At 69.0% G+C, this 17,325-nt stretch carries 14 protein-coding genes; 8 read left to right on the forward strand and 6 right to left on the reverse strand.

Annotation, left to right across the window (positions count from 1 at the left end):
- Positions 1-58: 58 nt before the first annotated feature.
- The 3 genes from DEU38_RS09535 (at position 59) to DEU38_RS09545 (ending at position 4,781) form a co-directional block, all read left to right on the forward strand.
- Complete coding sequence (locus DEU38_RS09535) at positions 59-1,828, forward strand: Ig-like domain-containing protein (RefSeq protein WP_258557758.1); 1,770 nt, start codon at positions 59-61, stop codon at positions 1,826-1,828.
- A 22-nt stretch (positions 1,829-1,850) separates the two neighbouring features.
- A complete protein-coding gene (locus DEU38_RS09540) occupies positions 1,851-3,599 on the forward strand; it encodes an Ig-like domain-containing protein (protein WP_114720356.1) in 1,749 nt (582 codons plus the stop codon).
- 267 nt (positions 3,600-3,866) lie between these two features.
- A complete protein-coding gene (locus DEU38_RS09545; RefSeq protein ID WP_114720482.1) occupies positions 3,867-4,781 on the forward strand; it encodes a cutinase family protein in 915 nt (304 codons plus the stop codon).
- A 51-nt stretch (positions 4,782-4,832) separates the two neighbouring features.
- Here the strand turns inward: DEU38_RS09545 and DEU38_RS09550 are convergent, their stop codons facing one another.
- On the reverse strand, positions 4,833-5,450 hold the full coding sequence (locus tag DEU38_RS09550; protein WP_181818719.1) for a DUF732 domain-containing protein: 618 nt from the start codon (positions 5,448-5,450) through the stop codon (positions 4,833-4,835).
- Positions 5,451-5,789: 339 nt separating this feature from the next.
- Here DEU38_RS09550 and DEU38_RS09555 point away from each other — a divergent pair, with 339 nt between their 5' ends.
- Positions 5,790-6,662, forward strand: a complete 873-nt coding sequence (locus tag DEU38_RS09555; RefSeq protein ID WP_114720360.1) for a hypothetical protein — start codon at positions 5,790-5,792, stop codon at positions 6,660-6,662.
- 62 nt (positions 6,663-6,724) lie between these two features.
- On the opposite strand, the gene DEU38_RS09560 is transcribed toward DEU38_RS09555, so the two are convergent.
- From DEU38_RS09560 to DEU38_RS09570, 3 genes are read right to left on the reverse strand one after another with little or no spacing between them, the layout of a single operon-like run.
- On the reverse strand, positions 6,725-7,531 hold the full coding sequence (locus DEU38_RS09560; RefSeq protein WP_114720362.1) for an SDR family oxidoreductase: 807 nt from the start codon (positions 7,529-7,531) through the stop codon (positions 6,725-6,727).
- The gene (locus DEU38_RS09565) at positions 7,528-9,189 is read right to left on the reverse strand and encodes an FAD-binding dehydrogenase (RefSeq protein ID WP_114720364.1); all 1,662 of its coding nucleotides are present in this window, start codon (positions 9,187-9,189) and stop codon (positions 7,528-7,530) included. The genes DEU38_RS09560 and DEU38_RS09565 overlap by 4 nt, the downstream gene beginning before the upstream one ends.
- 3 nt (positions 9,190-9,192) lie before the next feature.
- Entirely contained in the window at positions 9,193-9,864 is a 672-nt protein-coding gene (locus DEU38_RS09570; protein ID WP_114720366.1) for a TetR/AcrR family transcriptional regulator, read from the reverse strand.
- An 81-nt stretch (positions 9,865-9,945) separates the two neighbouring features.
- Between DEU38_RS09570 and DEU38_RS09575 the strand changes: the two genes are divergently transcribed.
- The 4 genes from DEU38_RS09575 (at position 9,946) to sigJ (ending at position 13,139) form a co-directional block, all read left to right on the forward strand.
- The gene (locus DEU38_RS09575; RefSeq protein WP_114720484.1) at positions 9,946-10,440 is read left to right on the forward strand and encodes a hypothetical protein; all 495 of its coding nucleotides are present in this window, start codon (positions 9,946-9,948) and stop codon (positions 10,438-10,440) included.
- 56 nt (positions 10,441-10,496) lie between these two features.
- Positions 10,497-10,790 (forward strand): putative quinol monooxygenase, encoded by a 294-nt coding sequence (locus DEU38_RS09580; RefSeq protein ID WP_114720368.1) that lies wholly within the window; start codon positions 10,497-10,499, stop codon positions 10,788-10,790.
- Positions 10,791-10,989: 199 nt separating this feature from the next.
- Positions 10,990-12,237, forward strand: a complete 1,248-nt coding sequence (locus tag DEU38_RS09585) for an NAD(P)/FAD-dependent oxidoreductase (RefSeq protein ID WP_147283490.1) — start codon at positions 10,990-10,992, stop codon at positions 12,235-12,237.
- Positions 12,234-13,139, forward strand: a complete 906-nt coding sequence (sigJ, locus tag DEU38_RS09590) for an RNA polymerase sigma factor SigJ (RefSeq protein WP_114720372.1) — start codon at positions 12,234-12,236, stop codon at positions 13,137-13,139. The genes DEU38_RS09585 and sigJ overlap by 4 nt, the downstream gene beginning before the upstream one ends.
- A gap of 88 nt (positions 13,140-13,227) precedes the next feature.
- Here sigJ and DEU38_RS09595 read toward each other — a convergent pair whose 3' ends face one another.
- Entirely contained in the window at positions 13,228-13,908 is a 681-nt protein-coding gene (locus DEU38_RS09595; protein ID WP_258557765.1) for a DUF998 domain-containing protein, read from the reverse strand.
- Between the two features lie 13 nt (positions 13,909-13,921).
- Positions 13,922-17,272, reverse strand: coding sequence for a bifunctional lysylphosphatidylglycerol synthetase/lysine--tRNA ligase LysX (lysX, locus tag DEU38_RS09600; RefSeq protein ID WP_114720486.1), 3,351 nt, complete (start codon positions 17,270-17,272; stop codon positions 13,922-13,924).
- Positions 17,273-17,325: the final 53 nt, after the last annotated feature.

The following is a 17,325-nucleotide window of genomic DNA, read 5'->3' on the forward strand; positions in this document are numbered from 1 at the left end:
CGTGTGATGTACGACACATAACCGCCAAGTCGGGGGGCGGGCTACCCGAGGAGGATCTGTGTTCTCGTCAACGCTTCGTAGACTCGCGACACCGGCGTTCGCCGCCGGTGCCGCGCTGGCGGTGATGATCGGCGCCGGTGCCGGCGTCGCCGCGGCCGCTGACCCGCCGTCGAGCAATACCGGCATCGTCGACAACCTCAATTACTCGAAGACCGTCGTCGGCCCTGCGGTCCTGCATCCCGGCGATACCGTCACCTACAAGAGCGAGATCAGCTTCCGAGGCGGCCTCGAGCGGTCGATCGCCAAGATCAGGGACATTCCGCCCGCTGGCTTCGTTCTGCAGAGCGCCAAGGCGACCTACCTCGGCGTCACCACCAGGGCCTCGATCACCAACGAGAGCGACGGTGGCGTCTCGGCCAAGTGCACGAGTGGCTGCACCTTTCTGGTCGGCGGCTTCGTGGTCAAGGGCGGTCAGCCCGTCACGTTGGAGGCTACCTACAAGGTGCCGGACACCTTCGCGTTCGGAACCTACGACAGCGGTCTCCTCTTCGACGTGAACGCGTTCACCACCCAGTCGGGGCAGAACCCGTTCAACGTGAACGTGCAGGTGGTCGATCCCAACGTGACCACGGCGACCACGCTGCAGGCGCCGGCGTCGGCCAAGACCGGTGAGTCCGTCACTCTCACCGCCACGGTCGATCCGACGAATGCCGCCGGCCAGGTGCAGTTCAAGGACGGCGACAACAACATCGGTTCGCCGGTCACCCCGGTGAACGGTGTTGCGACACTTCCGCACACGTTCGACACAGTCGGCCCGCACTCGATCAGCGCGGTGTTCACCGCCGGTGCCGGGTTCCACAACTCGACGTCCACGGCGCACACCGTCGACGTCACCGCCGACACCACCACGACACTGCAGGCGTCGCCGAACCCGGCTCTCGTCGGCCAAGATGTGACCGTCACGGCGACCGTGACCCCGGCCTCGGCCGCGGGGCACGTCCAGTTCAAGGTGGACGGCGCGAACTACGGTGAGCCCGTTGCGGTCTCGAACGGTACCGCGAGCATCACCCGCACCTTCCCCGAGGCTTCGGCGCACAGCTTCACCGCCGATTTCGTCGGCACGGGCGGCTACAACAACTCCGCCGCGTCGTCGGCCGACTTCACCGTGAACAATCCCGACTGGAGCACCACGACCATCGTGGTCGAACCGGTGAGCGCCGAGGCCGGCAGCCCGACCAACCTCATGGCCACCGTCCGTCCGATTCCGACCGGCGGCGAGGTCGTCTTCCGCGTCGACGGCACCGAGGTCGGACGTGCCGATGTGGGCACCGCAGACGGTGTCGCAGTTCTCGAGCACACCTTCGACACCGCCGGTTCCTACCAGGTGGTCGCCGAGTTCACCGGCACCGAGGGCTTCGGCGCCTCCACCTCCGCCGAGTTCACTGCCACGGTCGCTCCGGCCGCGCCCGTGCTCACCGCGGTGAACGCGGACCTGAAGGTTCAGGGCCTGTCCGTGGTCGGTCAGACCGTCACGCTCACCGTGGACGTCGATCCCGCCGACGCGCAGGGCACCGTCCAGTTCTACAAGGGCACCGAGGCCATCGGCGGCCCGGTGGCCGTCGTGGACGGCAAGGCCACCATCACCACCGCGCTCGACTCCGAGGGCACGCAGGTGCTCAGCGCGAAGTTCCTCGGCGGCGAAGGCTTCCGGGACACCGTCTCGAATCCCGTGGTGCTGAACGTGTCCGCTGCGCCGGAGAACCCGGGCACGGGTGCAGGGAGCTTGGGCTCGCTGAGCGGGCTGTTCACCGGATCGCTGGGGAGCTGACGAGATGAGTGCAGGAGGATCGATGAATTCCAGGCTTTTCCGCTACATCGCACCGGTTGCGGTGGGTGCGACGGTCGCCTCGGGTGCGGCACTGCTCGGCGCCGCCCCGGCGGCGGCGGAGGTGGTCACGACAGCGTTCAAGAACGCGTGCCAGGCGACTCCGGACTCCAGTCTGGCCGGCGGCCCGCAGCACCAGGTGCAGGAGGCATCGGTGACGGTCGACGCGCCTACGTCGGTCGCGCCGGGCGAAGAGTTCGTGGTGACCATCATCCCGCCACCGATCTCGGTACCGAACGATCTGGGCTCGGGTGCGAGTCTCAACAACGTGTCGCGACTGAAGATCGACGTGGCGATGCCGGAGAACGCGCAGTTCCTCGGCGCCGAGGTGGTGGCGGGCACGAGCTCCGGACTGTCCGGTGTCACGCCCAACGTGCTCGTCGTCAACGAGCAGGGCACCGTGGATGCCAACGGCAAGATCATTCGCCTGTCTGGCAACAACCAGACCATCGGTAACGGTCCGAGCGCTTCGAAGAACTCGGAGGGGGGTATCAAGGCCGCCGCGACAGGCGGCGCGAACACGAGCTTCCAATTGCCGCAGGTCAAGGCGCGACTGAAGGCCGGCGCCACTGGCGAGGTCCAGTTGAAGCTGCGCACGGCAGGCAATGCCGGGAATTACGCCGACGACGCCAACTTCCTGACGTTCCTTCCGCGGGCAAATGCGCCGTGGCCGGTGAGCAACGTATGGGCGCCGACCCAGTGCAGCCCGAGAGACAGTTCCAGTGGTCCGCTCAACACGGGTGCCGGCCCTCTCTCGACTGTGCAGATCCAGCGCGCGGTCGTCGATACCGTCACACGTCTGGACGGCCCCAGTGCTGTGACCAACGGCAGTGAGTTCACTCTCAGCGCGACGGTGGTGCCCACCCCGGACAGCGGGCAGGTTCAGTTCACTCTCGGCGGCGAGAATGTCGGTGCTCCGGTCGATCTGGTGAACGGCAAGGCGTCGCTCACCCAGACGCTCGACGTCGACGGCGACTACAACTACGAGGCCAAGTTCCTGGGCGCGGAGTTCTCCAACCCGTCGTCCGGCTCGAAGTCGGTTTCGGTGACCTCGCTGGACATCCAGACCGCCACGTCAGTCACCGGACCGGATCACGACGCCTACCGTGACCAGCCGGTGAACCTCACTGCGAAGGTCGAGCCGGGCGTCTCCGGCGGCACGGTGACCTTCGAGGTCGACGGCACCGCGGTCGGCACCGCGAACGTGATGGACGACGGTTCCGCGGTGCTCCCGCACACCTTCACTACCAACGGCACTCATCGAGTGATCGCTCGCTACTCGGGTGTGGAGGGGATCTCCCCGTCGGTTTCGCTGCAGTACCCGGTGAGCGTGACCGAGGCCCCGGCCGCGGACGTCGCCACCACGATCACCGTCGATCCGGTCGCCTCGACCGCGAAGGGCTCGCCGGTGACGCTCACCGCCCGTCTCGACCCGGCGGACGCGCGTGGCATGGTGCAGTTCAAGCTCGGTGACACGCTCCTCGGCGGACCGGTGCGGGTGGACGGGAACGGTGTCGCGACCTTGACGACGTTCTTCCAGAACCCGGGCGAGTTCGTCGTCACCGCCCAGTTCACGGCCGACGCCGGCTTCATCGACTCGGCTGCGGCACCCGTGAACGTCAGCGTGACCGGTGACCCGGACACGTTGCCGGGGAACGAAGGCCCGGGAAGTCTCGGTAGCTTGTCGGGGTTGTTCGGCAGCTTGGGAGGCTGATCTGAGTCAGGCGGCGGGCCCCCTCGACAAGTCGAGGGGGCCCGCCGTTTTCGATCCCCGCGCACCCGTTTCGTCGGCTCTGCGAAGGACCCCACACGGAACCGTCCGTCCGGTAACGTGCGTTTACCGATCGTGCACCGTCTCGCAACGTAGACCTGCCAGTATCTACGTGTCGCGTCACCCGGAGGCGTTGTCACGGGAGGGGACGTCACGGCTCGTGGCCATGGGGAAGTGGCCACTCGGATCAGTGAGTGGGGTGCGGTGTTGATGCGTGTGAAGAATTCTCTGGCAGTGATCGGCGCCTGCGTTGCAACAGTTTTCGCTTCGGCGGTGTCGGTCGGGGTGGGGTCCGCGCAGGCTGCGCCGGCGTGCCCGAACCTCCATGTAGTCGCCATTCCGGGCACTTGGGAGACGTCGACCGAGGCCGACACTCGGCCCGGACCGGGCATGCTGGCCGCCGTCACCGATCCGCTCCCGTCGACGGCGAGGGTCGATTACGTGACGTACGCCGCGACGGCGTTCCCGTGGGAGGCAGAGGTCTACGGGGCCTCCAAGCGTGAGGCCGTCGACAATGCCCGGGCGATCATCGCCGACGCGGCCCAGCGGTGTGGCAACACCAACTTCGCGATCATCGGCTACAGCCAGGGCGCCGACGCGGCCGGTGACCTGGCCGCCGAGATCGGTACCGGACTCGGGGTGGTGCCCCCGTCCCGGATCGTGGCGGTCGGCCTGTTGTCCGATCCTCGCAGGTCCGAGGGCGACACCCTCATCGGTCCGCCTGTGATCGGCAACGGTGCGGGCGGGCCGCGGATCGGCGGCTTCGGAATGGTCACCCCGCAGACCCGGACGTTCTGCGCGGTCGGTGACCTCTACTGCTCCACGCCCAAGGACGACTTCGTCACCCGCCTGGCCGGATTCCTGGCCCAGAACTCGTCGCCGCTCGCGCCGCTCACCGGGCGGTACACGCAGGAGGCACTGACGATCGTGCAGGATCTGATCGCGGCGGGCGGCGTGCCGACCCTGCAGGCGCAGTCGTCCGACGGCGCCAACCAGGACCGCGCCGAGAAGCTCACGCAGTTCTACGAGTCCCAGGTGCACCAGGACTACCGGGGCTACGTCGTGGACCGCAACGGCGCGACCGCGACGTCGTGGATGGCGAACTGGTTGCGGTCGTTGGCCTGACGAGCACGGGGTAGAGCCCGCGAGCCGACGGCTCGCGGGCCCTCTCGATTGTCAGCAGTACGTCCGCTCCGCGGTCGAGACATAGATCTCCGCGATCCGATCCGCCGGCATCGGGAGGAACTGTGCGTACGCCGTTCCGACCGAATCGAATTCGGCCAGCACGCTCGACCGGGCGTCGCCGCGCGCGAGAGCCTCGCACGTGCCCTGTGCGTACAACACCTCGGCGGCGTCCATGCCCGTCGGTGGGATCCCCGCCACCCGTAACGCGGCGAGATAGCGCTGCCCGCGCTCCCCGGAGTCGGCGACGATCCGGTCGGGGGAGCGGCTGTCGATGCCGCCCGCTGCAGGGGGCGCCGGCGGCAGCGGGGCCGGTGGCGGCACCGTCGTCACCGGTGGCGCAGGGGCCGCGGTCGTGGTGGGCGGGGCTGGAGCAGTGGGCGATTCGGCCGCAGGCGTCGGGGCGGCCGTGGCCCCGGCCGGTATCGACGTTGCCGACGTTGCCGACGTTGCCGACGATGCCGACGATGCCGACGACGTGGAGGACGGCGTCGCGGCCGTTGTGGTGTCGTGCTCCGCGTGGACCGTGCCGGAGTCCGCGCCGCTGCACCCGGCGAGGAGCAGCGCGCCGGCGGCTGCGACCACGACGGTAACTGCACGTGTGCTGGTCATGGTCGATCAGTCTTGCACGCAAAACTACCGACTGGTAGACCCCAATCTCCGTAGCGGCAGAAAGCGACGAATTCCCCATTCGTCGGCATTGCGCTGTGGTATAAACCAGCTCAGCTGTTACCGCCTGTAACAGTGGAACTCGCGCAGAGTTCGTTCCCGAAAATGCAGACTGCTGCGGGTTTTCGGGGCCGTCTCCGGTGCTGTGGACCGCTGACCGCGCTGCGCAGCAGATTGATTCACCGTAGTTCGCGGCGGGCTTGCGTCCGTCGCAGTTCGTTACCTCTGCGCGTCCGCAAACGCGGTCGCGTGTGTCGAGTGTTCGGTAACTGAGGAGAACGCGTGAAGAACGATTCGTCTAATTCGTGGTGGCGCGCCGGTAAGCGCGTGGCCGTTGTAGGGGGCGCGATCGGTGCGTCCATGGCATTGCTGGCGCCCTTGGCATCGGCTGATCCGGTGACCACGCCGGTCCCGGGCGGCGCGGTATGCGACCCGGACCTCACCGAGGCATGCCTGTCCGTCGTCGTCAGAAACGGCACGTTCTCGAACAACGGCTTCACCCTGCCGATCGGTGACGGTGACATGATCATCGCCGGCAACCTGGGCGAGGTGGACTTCGTTCCGCGGGACGACGGCAGCAACGGCGTCTACAGCAAGCCGCTGACCGTGCCCGGTGGCGTGCTCGGGATCGATCTTCCGTTCGACAACCTGTTCGGGCTGGCCGCGGTGACGTCGACCGTGGAGGCGGTGGATGCTCCGGTCTTCAACGGGATCATCACCGATTTCGACATGACGCTGCCGGTGAGGCTGAAGATCGACAACCCGTTCCTCGGCGACAACTGCTACATCGGGACCGAGGATGCCCCCGTGGTGTTCGAGTTGAACAAGTCGAACCCGATGGACGATCTGCCCGTCACCGACATCACCACTCCGTATCCCGCGGGAACCGCTGCGATCGACAACATCCAGAACACGGCGACGGATTTCCAGCTCCCGGGCGCCACGGGTTGCGGTCCGTTCGGGATGCTCAACCCGATCGTCAACTGGCGAGCCAAGGTGCCCGCCGAGTCCGGTACGACGCTGACGACGAAGTCCACCGGATTCCTGTTCCCGGCGAACGCCGGGGGCACCGATCCGCTCGACGACTCGGGGACCGGCGCCGGTTCGAGCGGTTCCGGTGGCTCCGGTGGTTCGAGCGGATCCAGCGGTAGCTGATCTCGCATGACGCGCGGGCGTCCCGTCGATCCGTCGGGGGATCGGCGGGACGTCCGTCGGCGTCAGCGCAGGCCGTGGAAGCGGGCCATCATCTTCTCGGTGACGGCGCGCGGCGCGAGGCGGCGCACGGTGAACACCAGCGGTGCCATGTTGCCGACGGCGTAGAGCGGCTTCGGCTTGTCCGCCTCGATCGCCTTGACGACCAGCTCGGCCACCTTCTCGGCCCGGATGCCGCGATCCTCGTTGCGCTGCATCGCATTCGCGACGGTCGTGTAGTCGCCCGTGTAGGGGGATCCGTCGCCGATGTAGCGGGTGCGGCGGTCGCCGATGCCGGTCGCGATGGTGCCCGGCTCGACGGTGGTGAGCCACACCCCGAACGGGCTCAGCTCGCGGCGCGCCGCCGACGCGAACCCCTTGAGCGCGCACTTCGCGGCGACGTACGACGATCGGAACGCGAGCGGAAAGCTCGCGAGCATCGAGCCCACCATCACCACTCGGCCGTAGCCTCGCTCGCGCATCCTCGGCAGCAGCAACTGGGTCAGCTGTACCGCGCCGAGGACGTTCACCTGGAACAGTCGGTCGATCGCGTCGGTGGGCAGCTCCTCGAACGGGCCCATCTGGCTCTCGCCGGCGTTGTTGACGAGGACGTCCACATCGCCCGCGGCCCGCGCGCACGCCTCGATGCTCGTCCGGTCGGACAGGTCCAGGGCGAGGTACTCGACCCCCCTGACCCTCGAGTTGTCCTGCAGGGCAGCGGGATTGCGGGTGGTACCCAGCACCCGGTAGCCGCGCGCCACCAGCAGGCGTGCCACCTCCCGGCCGATGCCGGACGACGCACCCGTCACCAGCGCGGTACGGCCCGCGCTCATCCGAGGCTCCGTCCCAGTGCGCGCCCGGCGGCCCGTCCGGAGAAGATGCAACCACCCAGGAACGTGCCCTCGAGCGCGTTGTAGCCGTGCACGCCGCCGCCGCCGAACCCGGCCACCTCACCGGCCGCGTAGAGGCCGTCGAAGACACTGCCGTCGGGCCGGATCACCTGCGAGTCCAGGTTGGTCTCGAGGCCGCCGAGGGTCTTGCGGGTGAGCAGGTTCAGGCGCACCGCGATCATCGGCCCGTGCGCCGGATCCTGCAGACGGTGCGGCTTGGCGACGCGAATCACCTTGTCCGGCAGGTAGGAACGCGCGTTGTTGATCGCCATCATCTGCATGTCCTTGGAGTAGGAGTTGTCCACCTCGCGGTCGCGGGCGGTCACCTCCCGCTCCACCTGCGCGTAATCGAGCGGGGGACCGGGGTTGATCGCGTTCATGCCGTCGACGAGGTCGCGCAGGTTGTCGCGGACCACGAAGTCCTCGCCGTGCTGCTTGAAGGCCTCGACGGGGCCCGGCGCCCCCTTCTTGACGCGGCCCAGCAGCAGCTTGAGGTCCTTGCCGGTCATGTCGGGGTTCTGTTCGGACCCCGACAGCGCGAACTCCTTCTCGATGATCGACTGCGTGAGGATGTACCAGGAGTGGTCCTGCCCGGTGCTCAGGATGTGCTTCAGCGTGGCGAGGGTGTCGAAGCCGGGGAACAGCGGCACCGGCAGGCGCTTGCCGGTCGCGTCCAACCACAGCGAGGACGGGCCGGGAATGATGCGGATCGCGTGGTTGGGCCAGATCGGATCCCAGTTGACGATGCCTTCGGTGTAGTGCCACATGCGGTCCCGGTTGACGATGTTGCCGCCGGCGTCCTCGGTGATCCCGAGCATGCGGCCGTCGACGTGCGCGGGGACCCCGGTGATCATCCGCTCGGGCGCACGGCCCAGGCGGTCGACGGGCCAATTCTTCTTCACCAGTTCGAAGTTGCCGCCGATGCCGCCGGACGTGACGACGACCGCCTGGGCGCGCAACTCGAATTCGCCTGCGGGAGTGCGCGACGACTTCACGCCCCGCGGCTCGGTGGACGGTTCCAGAACGGTGCCGCGGACGCCGACCACGGCGCCGGACTCGACGATCAGCTCGTCCACCTGGTGCCGGTAGCGGAAGGTGACCTGGCCGCGGCTCGCGGCGTCGAGGACGGGCTCGCGGAAGACCCGCACCACCTCGGGGCCGGTGCCCCACGTGATGTGGAACCGCGGCACCGAGTTGCCGTGACCGTACGCGAGTCCGGCGCCGCGCTCGGCCCAGCCGACGTTCGGCATCAGCCGCAGCCCCAGATCGTTCAGGTACGAACGCTTCTCGCCGGCCGCGAAGTCGACGTACGCCTCGGCCCACTGCCGGGGCCAGTGATCCTCACGGTCACGGTCGAAGCCGGCGCTGCCCATCCAGTCCTGCAGGGCCAGTTCACGTGAGTCCTTGATGCCCATCCGGCGCTGCTCGGGGCTGTCGACGAAGAAGAGCCCGCCGAGCGACCAGAAAGCCTGCCCGCCCAGGTTTTCCACGTTCTCCTGGTCGACGACCAGTACCCTGCGCCCGGCCTTGACGAGTTCGTGTGTCGCGACCAGACCTGCCAGTCCCGCTCCGACCACGATGACGTCGGCTTCTGTTGCCACGGCCTATCTCCTGTCCGTATCGGTACTGCTGCTGTAACTGCTCACGACGGTGACGAACAGGCGCTCGCGCGCCTGCCGCACCGCCTCGTTGTGGGGTTCCATGAGGACCTGGATGCTGGTGCCGTCGTGGAGGGCGACGAGCGCGCGGCCGAGCGCCTCCCGATCGGTGACCCGGCGGCCCGCGGCGGCGAGGGCGTCCTCGATGATCGGCATGATCGTCTGCAGGATCGCGTCCTCCCGTGCCACCATCACGCGGGTGAGTGCCGGGTTGCGCAGTGCGTGTGCGGTGAACTCGGCGGTGATGCGGTACCACGCGTCGTCGACGGGGATGGCCGCGAGGACGAGCGCGACGGCCGGCTCGAGTGTCATGGTCGACGGCCGTGAGGCCGCGTCGGCGAGGGCGGTGCGGATGCCGTCGAGCATCTGTGCGGAGCGCTGCTCCCACATGGCGAGGAACAACTCGTCGAGCGAGGTGAAGTTCGAGTAGAACGCGCCCCGGGTGTAGCCGGCCCGATCGCAGACCTGCTCGACGGTGGAGCGTCCGAACCCCTCCGCCGCGAATACCTCGCCGGCGGCGTCGAGCAGGCGCTGGCGGGTCTCCGCGCGTCGCTTCGTGACCCGCCGGGGCTTGGCGTCGGCGCCCGCGGCGCCGGTCGTGGATTCGGACGTCTGCACTGGTCACCCCCGGTTTCAGGATCGGAGAACCCTTTCGATACAAAACTGTATCCGATGAACAGGGCGCGTACCGTCGGAATTGTGCAGGTCTGGTACGTGAGCTACGGGTCCAACATGTCGCGGGCCCGCCTGGACTGCTACCTGCGCGGCGGATGTCCGGCCGGGGGAGGGTGCACGTACACCGGGGCCCGAGATCCGGGCGCGCCCGCCGACCGCGTCGCCGTCCGACTGCCCGGCACGGTGTACTTCGCGGGCGAATCCCTCGTGTGGGGTGGCGGGCGCGCGTTCTACGACCCGGAGGTGCCCGGTGATGCCGCCGCCTGCGCGTATCTGGTGACCGCCGAGCAGTTCGACGACATCCATGCGCAGGAACCGCCCTGCTACGACCGCATCGTCGATCTCGGGACCTGCGACGGCGCGCCGCTGCGCACGTTCACGTCCGTCGTGGGCCGCGGTGACGTCGCCCCGACCGAGCCGTCGGCCCCGTATCTCGCCACGATGACGACGGGACTTCGCGAGGTGTTCGGTTGGAATTCCGAACGGGCACAGGCCTATCTGCGCCGTTTGGTGGGCTGACCAGGGTACCGTCGGGAAGCCGCACGCTGTGGCGGCGCTCACAGAAAGAGGATCTGATGTCGAATCTGCATGTCGTAGCGACCATTCCGGCCAAGTCCGGATCCGAGAACGTGGTGCGTGCCGCGCTCACCACGCTCGCGGAGGCCACCCGCAAGGAGGATGGCTGCGTGTCGTACGACCTGTACGAGTCGGCGTCGGCGCCGGGCACGTTCGTCGTGGTCGAGGTGTGGGCGGGTCAGGACGCGCTCGACGCGCACATGAAGTCCCCGCACATGCGTGAGGCGGCCGGTGCCTTCGGTTCGCACCTCTCGGCCGCCCCCGGCATCCACCCGCTGCGCCCCGTTTCCTGATCTTGCCCGCGTTTTGCGCACTTACCGGCCCTGTTCGGGCCCGCGGATCAGCGATAAGTGCGCAAAACGCGGTATCGGGGGGTTCCGATCGCCGTGACAGGTGTCCGACACCACGCCGACCGATCTCACGTTTTCGCGTCCTCTGTCGTCAGTAGTGCAGGAGCCCGCACCCGGCGGGCGCGAGGCACGGGAGACCGTCATGACGAAGCTGTATTCCGACCGTCCGTCGGCGCCGGTTCACCGCGTGGTGGTCCTGGGCGCAGGGTATGCCGGGGTGCTCGCCGCCAACCGGATCCTGTCGAGCCGGGGCGGTATGCCGGGCGAGGACCCGGCCCGGAACTGTTCTGTGGTCGTGGTCAATCCCCGCGCCGACTTCGTCGAGCGCATCCGCCTGCACGAGGTCGCGGCGGGCACCCGTTCGACGGCGGCGGTGCCGCTACGGGACCTGCTGCACGGCGATGCGGAGATCGTCGTGGGGTCGGCGACGGCGATCGACGCGGCCCGGCGCCGCGTGGACGTGGCCGTCGGTGACGGCGTCGAATCCGTCGGATACGACACCCTCGTGTACGCGGTCGGCAGCAACACCGACCGGTCCGTCCCGGGCGTGGGCGAGCACGCCCACCACGCCGGTGACGCCGATTCGACGGAGGCCCTGCGCGCAGCGGTGGCCGCGCTCGCGCCGGGTTCGATGGTGCGGGTCGTCGGCGGTGGTTCGACGGCGATCGAGATCGCCGGTGAGATCGGTGCCGCCCGCCCGGATCTCGCCGTCGAGATGGTGTCGGCGGGTGGCGTGGCCGGCTTCATGCGCGATGCCGCCCGCAGCCGGGTGCTCGCCACCCTCCGCCGGCTCGGTGTCGCGTGGCGGGACGACACCCGCGTGACCGAGGTACGCGACCGCGAACTGCTCACCGCCGACGGGACCGTCCTCGGGTTCGACGTGTGCGTGTGGGCCGCCTCGTTCACCGTGCCGGACCTCGCCGCGCGCAGCGGACTGGCGACGGACGCCGCCGGACGCCTCCGCGTCGACTCGACGCTGACCAGCATCGACAGCCCCGCGATCGTCGGCGCCGGTGATGCCGTCGTCGCGCCGCCCGAGGTGGGTGCGCACCTGCGCATGGCGTGCGCGGTGGCGATGCCGCTCGGTGGGCACGCCGCCCACACCGTGCTGGCACGGGTACGGGGCGCGCGGCCCCCGACGCTGTCCCTCGGCCTGGTGGCCCAGTGCATGAGCCTGGGGCGCAAGGCCGGGTACCTCCAACTGGTCCACCCCGACGACCGTCCGCGCTCGGTCGCGGCGTCCGGGCGGCTCGGTGCCATGATCAAGGAGTCGATCTGCCGGATGACCGTCGACAAGATGCGCGCCGAGCGGACCCGGCCCGGCGCCTACAAGACCCCCAAGGGGCCGCGCCCGCGCGCGGCGTCCCGGGTGATGGAGGAGATCCGATGAATCTCGTTCCCGAATCCTCCGATTACAAACAGCTTTTCGGTGTGGCGTATCGGATGCTCGGCTCGGCCCACGACGCCGAGGACGCCGTGCAGGACGCTGTCGTCCGGTGGCAGGCACTCGGGGACGGCGAGCGGGCGTCGATTCGCGAGCCGCTCGCGTGGATGACGACGGTGGTCAGCCGGATCTGCCTGGATCAGTTGGGGTCTGCCCGTGCCCGGCGGGAGTCGTACGCGGGCATCTGGCTGCCGGAACCGGTGCCCGGCACCATCGGCCCGGCGACCGTGAGCGGACGGCCACCGGATCCCGCCGATGCGGTGACGCTCGACGAGTCGGTGTCGGTGGCGTTGATGCGGGCGATGGAGTCGCTGACGCCGGGCGAGCGGGTCGCGCTGATCCTGCACGACGTGTTCGGTATGCCGTTCGCGGAGATCGGGGACGTCGTCGGCCGGACACCGGATGCGTGCCGTCAGCTCGCGTCCACGGCGCGGCGTCACCTGCGGTCCGCGCCGAGGTTCCAGCCGGAGGACGAGCAGCGGAGGCAGGTGGTGGCCGCGTTCACGGCGGCCTGCGCCACCGGCGACATCGACGCTCTGACGGCCGTTCTCGCGCCGGAGGTGGTGTCCCGCGCCGACGGCGGCGGAATGCCGGGCATCGCGCGGGTGCCGGTGGTGGGTGTCGAGCGGGTCGCGCGATATCTGTTGGGCATCGTCGGACTCAGTGAGGCGCGTGGACTCACGCTGGGTGCGCGGTTCGCGTCGGTGAACAACCGCACCGGAGTGGTCATCTCGTTCGACGATCAGGTGGCCGCGGTCCTGGATCTCGCCGTCGCGGACGAACGTGTCCACGAGATCGCGATCATCATGAACCCCGACAAACTGGGGGCCTGGGCCGAGCCGGTCTGATCCCTCCCTGCCGCGTTTTGCGCACTTATCGTTGAGTTTCGGGCTCGCATATCACCGATGAGTGCGCAAAACGCGGGGGAGCGGGGTTTCACGTGGAACCGGCAGAACCGGACACCCCGTGCACGTCCCGCCATGTCCGGTCGTTCAGGACCGTCGCCGCGACCAGGACCATCCACCCGCTCATCGACAGCAGTTCGACGCGCTGGGCGAAGCCGAGCCAGCTGTGGCTGCCCGACGGGTCGTCGACGCCGACGAGCATCCACAGCGTGCCGACGAGGAACAGCACCACGACGGTGAGCCCGGCCCACCACATCGCCCGCGGTGCGCGGTAGACGTAGATCGCGATGATGAACGCGAGCGCCGAGACCACCGCCGCCGTCACCGACAGCGTGCTCGTGAGTGCGTGCCACTGGTGGGTGAGCGGCACCTGCGCCGCCTCGCACGCGGGCGTCGAACACCGCAGCGGCAGCCGGGAATCGGCGATCGTGCCGACGGCGAACACACCGAGCGCGATCCAGCCGACGACGGTGAGGAATCGCCACGGACGGATGGTCAGCCCCACCAGCGCGGCGATCGTCAGCACGATCCCGGTCAGCAGGTCACCGCTGCGGTAGAGGATCCCGTGTTCCTGATCGGTCGCCGCCAGTTGGCTGGCGAACCCCTCGAACGGGCCCTCCCCGGTGTTCAGGAAGAACGCGAGTACCCACGACGAGTACAGGATCGCGCCCGCGATCAGCAGCGCGGCGAGCAGGTACCGCCGGACGGTCATCGTCACCGCGTCCTCAGTTCCGCGGCTTGGCGAACGGGAAGGCGAGCGACTCGCGGATGCTGCCGCCGGTGATGAGCATGACGATCCGGTCGACGCCCATGCCGAGGCCACCGGTGGGCGGCATCGCGTGCTCGAGGGCCTGCAGGAAGTCCTCGTCCAGTTCCATCGCCTCGGCGTCGCCGCCGGCCGCGAGCAGCGACTGCTCGGTGAGCCGCTGCCGCTGGTCGATCGGGTCGGTCAGCTCGCTGTATGCGGTGCCCAGTTCCATGCCCCACGCCACCAGGTCCCACTTCGCGGCCACGCCCGCAATGGTGGGGTGCGGCCGGGTCAGCGGCGACATCGACGTCGGGAAGTTGGTGTAGAACGTCGGGAACTCGGTCTGCCCCTCCACCAGGTGTTCGTACATCTCCTGCGCGACGGCACCCGCGTCCCAGCTCTTCTGGTACTCGATCTCGTTCTCGTCGCACAGCTTCTGCAGGATCTCCAGCGGCGTCTCGGGGGTCACCTCGACGCCGACCTTCTCGGCGACCGCACCGTGCATCGTCTTGACCGGCCATTCGCCGGAGATGTCGACGGCGACCAGTTCGCCGTCCGGTCCGGGCCGCATGATCGTCTGGCTGCCGTGCGCGGCGACGGCCGCGGCCTGGATCAGCTCGCGGCACAACACCATCATGCGTTCGTAGTCGCTGTGCGCCTCGTACGCCTCGAGGATCGTGAACTCCGGGTTGTGCTTGAAGTCCACGCCCTCGTTGCGGAACACGCGCCCGATCTCGAACACCTTCTCCATTCCGGCCACGCACAGTCGCTTGAGGAACAGCTCCGGCGCGATCCGCAGGTACAGGTCCAGGTCGTACGCGTTGATGTGGGTGACGAACGGGGCCGCGTTGGCGCCGCCGTGGATGCGCTGCAGGATCGGCGTCTCCACCTCGAGGTAGTCGCGACCGGACAGCGTGTCGCGCAGCGACTTCACGATCGCGGTGCGTGCGGCCAGCAGCCGCCGCGACTCGGGGTTGATCGCGAGGTCCACGTACCGCTGCCGCACCCGGGTCTCGGCGTCGGTCAGGCCCTTCCACTTGTCGGGCAGCGGGTGCAGGCACTTGCCGTTCATCCGCCAGTCCGTCGCCAGCAGCGACAGCTCGCCCTTGCGGCTGCGGCCGATGGTCCCGCTGACCTCCATGAGGTCCCCGAGGTCGAAGTCGGCGGAGAACTCGTCGAGGCGGTCACCGACGGCGGTTCGTTCGATCAGCACCTGGATGTCGCCGGACCAGTCCCGCAGCACCGCGAACGCGACACCGCCGTACGTGCGAATTCGCAGCAGTCGGCCCGCGATCCGCACCCGCGTGCCCTCGGGCGAGGCGGCGGCCGCGGCGACCGTGTGGGTCGGGGGATAGGCGACGGGGTAGGGGTCGATGCCCTCGTCGGCCAGGCGCTCGAGCTTGTCCATCCGTACCCGGACCTGCTCGGGGCGGCGGGGCCCGGTCGGATCGACCTTGGCGGGGACGATCTCCGCGGCAATCGGGGCGGCGTCCGGTGCGCTGCCGTCCGCGTGCAGGATCCCGGAGTGCGCCAACGCTTCCGGTACCGCGGTGTGACGGCCGGTGTGGGCGAGGGCGTCGGTGCGGTGACCGAAACTCGGCAGCGTCAGGAAGCCCTCGGCGATGGCCGACGCGATCGCGACGCGGGGCAGCTGCCGGTTGTCGTCGAAGCACAGGTAGCGCGGCGCCCACTCCGGCAGGTACTTCACGTTGGAGCGGTACAGCGCCTCGAGCTGCCACCACCGGGAGAAGAACAGCAGCATCGAGCGCCACACGCGCAGGATCGGGCCGGCGCCGATGCGGGCACCCTCCTCGAACGCCGACCGGAACACCGCGAAGTTCAGCGATGTCCGGATCACCCCGAACTCGTCCGCGCGGGTCGCGAGCTCGGTGATCATCAGTTCGTTGACGCCGTTCGGGGCGAGCGGGTTGCGGCGCATCAGGTCGAGCGAGGCCCCGTTGGAACCCCACGGCACGAGCGAGAGCATGCCCAGCACGCCACCGTCGGGTCCGATCGCCTCGACCAGCAGGCAGTCACCGTCGAGGGGGTCGCCGAGCCGTCCGAGGGCCATCGAGAAGCCGCGCTCGGACTCGGTGTCGCGCCAGCTGTCGGCGCGGGAGATCACGTCGGCCATCTCGGCGGGCGGGATGTCGCGGTGGCGTCGGATCCGGACGGTGACGCCCTGCCTGCGGACGCGGTGCACGGCCTGGCGCACCTGCCGCATCTCGCGGCCGTTCAGGCTGAAATCGCGGGTCTCGAGGATCGCCTCGTCGCCGAGTTGGAGGACGGACAGTCCGCCCCGCTTGTAGGCGGTGGCGCCGGCCTCGCTCGCGCCCATCACCGCCGGAGCCCAGCCGTACTTCGACGCGAGCTCGAGCCACGCGTCGATCGCGTGCGACCACGCCTCCGGGTTGCCGATCGGGTCGCCGCTGGCGAGGCACACCCCGGCCTCGACTCGGTAGGTCACCGCGGCCTTGCCGCTCGGAGCGAAGACGACGGCCTTGTCGCGTCGGGTGGCGAAGTAGCCGAGGGAATCGCCTCCGCCGTACGCGTCGAGCAGCCCGCGCAGCGCCGATTCGTCGTTGCCGGTCAACGCGTTCGATGCCCGCTGCGATCGGAACAGCGTGATCACCGCGGCGAGCAGCGCGAGTGCGCCGAACAGTCCGAGCAGGGTGTTGACGAACGCGTGCGGGTGGCCGTCGAACTGCTCGTTCTCGATCACCACGAGCGCGGTGACGCGGTTGAGGGCCCAGAAGAACCGTTGGCCCGACGGCAGGGTGCCGGGGAACATCTCCACCAGCGCCCAGCCGAGGAGCGTGCCGACCGCGAGACCGGCCACCAGCACCCCGAGGGCTTTCCAGCCGGCGCCGCGTCGGACCCGGGTGTAGAACTCCTTGTGCGCGGCGATCAGGATCCCGATGACCGCCAGCTGCACGACGAACGCGACGGCGGAGTTGATGTTCTTGTCGACCACGGCCGTCACGGCGTTCAACACCGCGAACACCGTCAGGTAGATCGTGAGCAGCCACCACGCGATCCGCTTGCGGCTCGCGAGCGCGGCGGCGACGAGCCCGAGGACCAGTGCCCACGCGAAGCTCGTGTCCGGGGCGTCGAAATAGTAGTTCTCGACGTACACGCGCGGGGTGTGGACGAGGTACCGCAGCGCCGGCGACAGGCTCCACAGGAACACCAGGACGGAGAACACCCCGAGGACGAGTCCCGCGATGTGTGGAACTTCGCTCAGGTGTCCGCGTTTCGGCGCGAGGGAGGACCGGTGTTGTTCCGGGTTCTCCGCCGCATCGGCAGGGGTGCCGGTGCTCGTGGCCATCGAGGTCCTTCCCGTCACGGTGTGGTGTCTGTCTCCAGTGTGAGGCGTCGAAG

Source organism: Rhodococcus sp. AG1013 (genome assembly GCF_003350365.1).
In the GTDB taxonomy this organism is placed as follows: Bacteria; Actinomycetota; Actinomycetes; order Mycobacteriales; family Mycobacteriaceae; genus Prescottella.

What these genes read in the sequence shown, in the direction of transcription:
- lysX (WP_114720486.1), bottom strand. Translation starts at nt 17,272, where the DNA reads ATGGCCACGAGCACCGGCACCCCTGCCGATGCGGCGGAGAACCCGGAA.
- DEU38_RS09545 (WP_114720482.1), top strand. Translation starts at nt 3,867, where the DNA reads ATGCGTGTGAAGAATTCTCTGGCAGTGATCGGCGCCTGCGTTGCAACA.
- DEU38_RS09585 (WP_147283490.1), top strand. Translation starts at nt 10,990, where the DNA reads ATGACGAAGCTGTATTCCGACCGTCCGTCGGCGCCGGTTCACCGCGTG.
- DEU38_RS09540 (WP_114720356.1), top strand. Translation starts at nt 1,851, where the DNA reads ATGAATTCCAGGCTTTTCCGCTACATCGCACCGGTTGCGGTGGGTGCG.
- sigJ (WP_114720372.1), top strand. Translation starts at nt 12,234, where the DNA reads ATGAATCTCGTTCCCGAATCCTCCGATTACAAACAGCTTTTCGGTGTG.
- DEU38_RS09550 (WP_181818719.1), bottom strand. Translation starts at nt 5,450, where the DNA reads ATGACCAGCACACGTGCAGTTACCGTCGTGGTCGCAGCCGCCGGCGCG.
- DEU38_RS09580 (WP_114720368.1), top strand. Translation starts at nt 10,497, where the DNA reads ATGTCGAATCTGCATGTCGTAGCGACCATTCCGGCCAAGTCCGGATCC.
- DEU38_RS09595 (WP_258557765.1), bottom strand. Translation starts at nt 13,908, where the DNA reads ATGACCGTCCGGCGGTACCTGCTCGCCGCGCTGCTGATCGCGGGCGCG.
- DEU38_RS09560 (WP_114720362.1), bottom strand. Translation starts at nt 7,531, where the DNA reads ATGAGCGCGGGCCGTACCGCGCTGGTGACGGGTGCGTCGTCCGGCATC.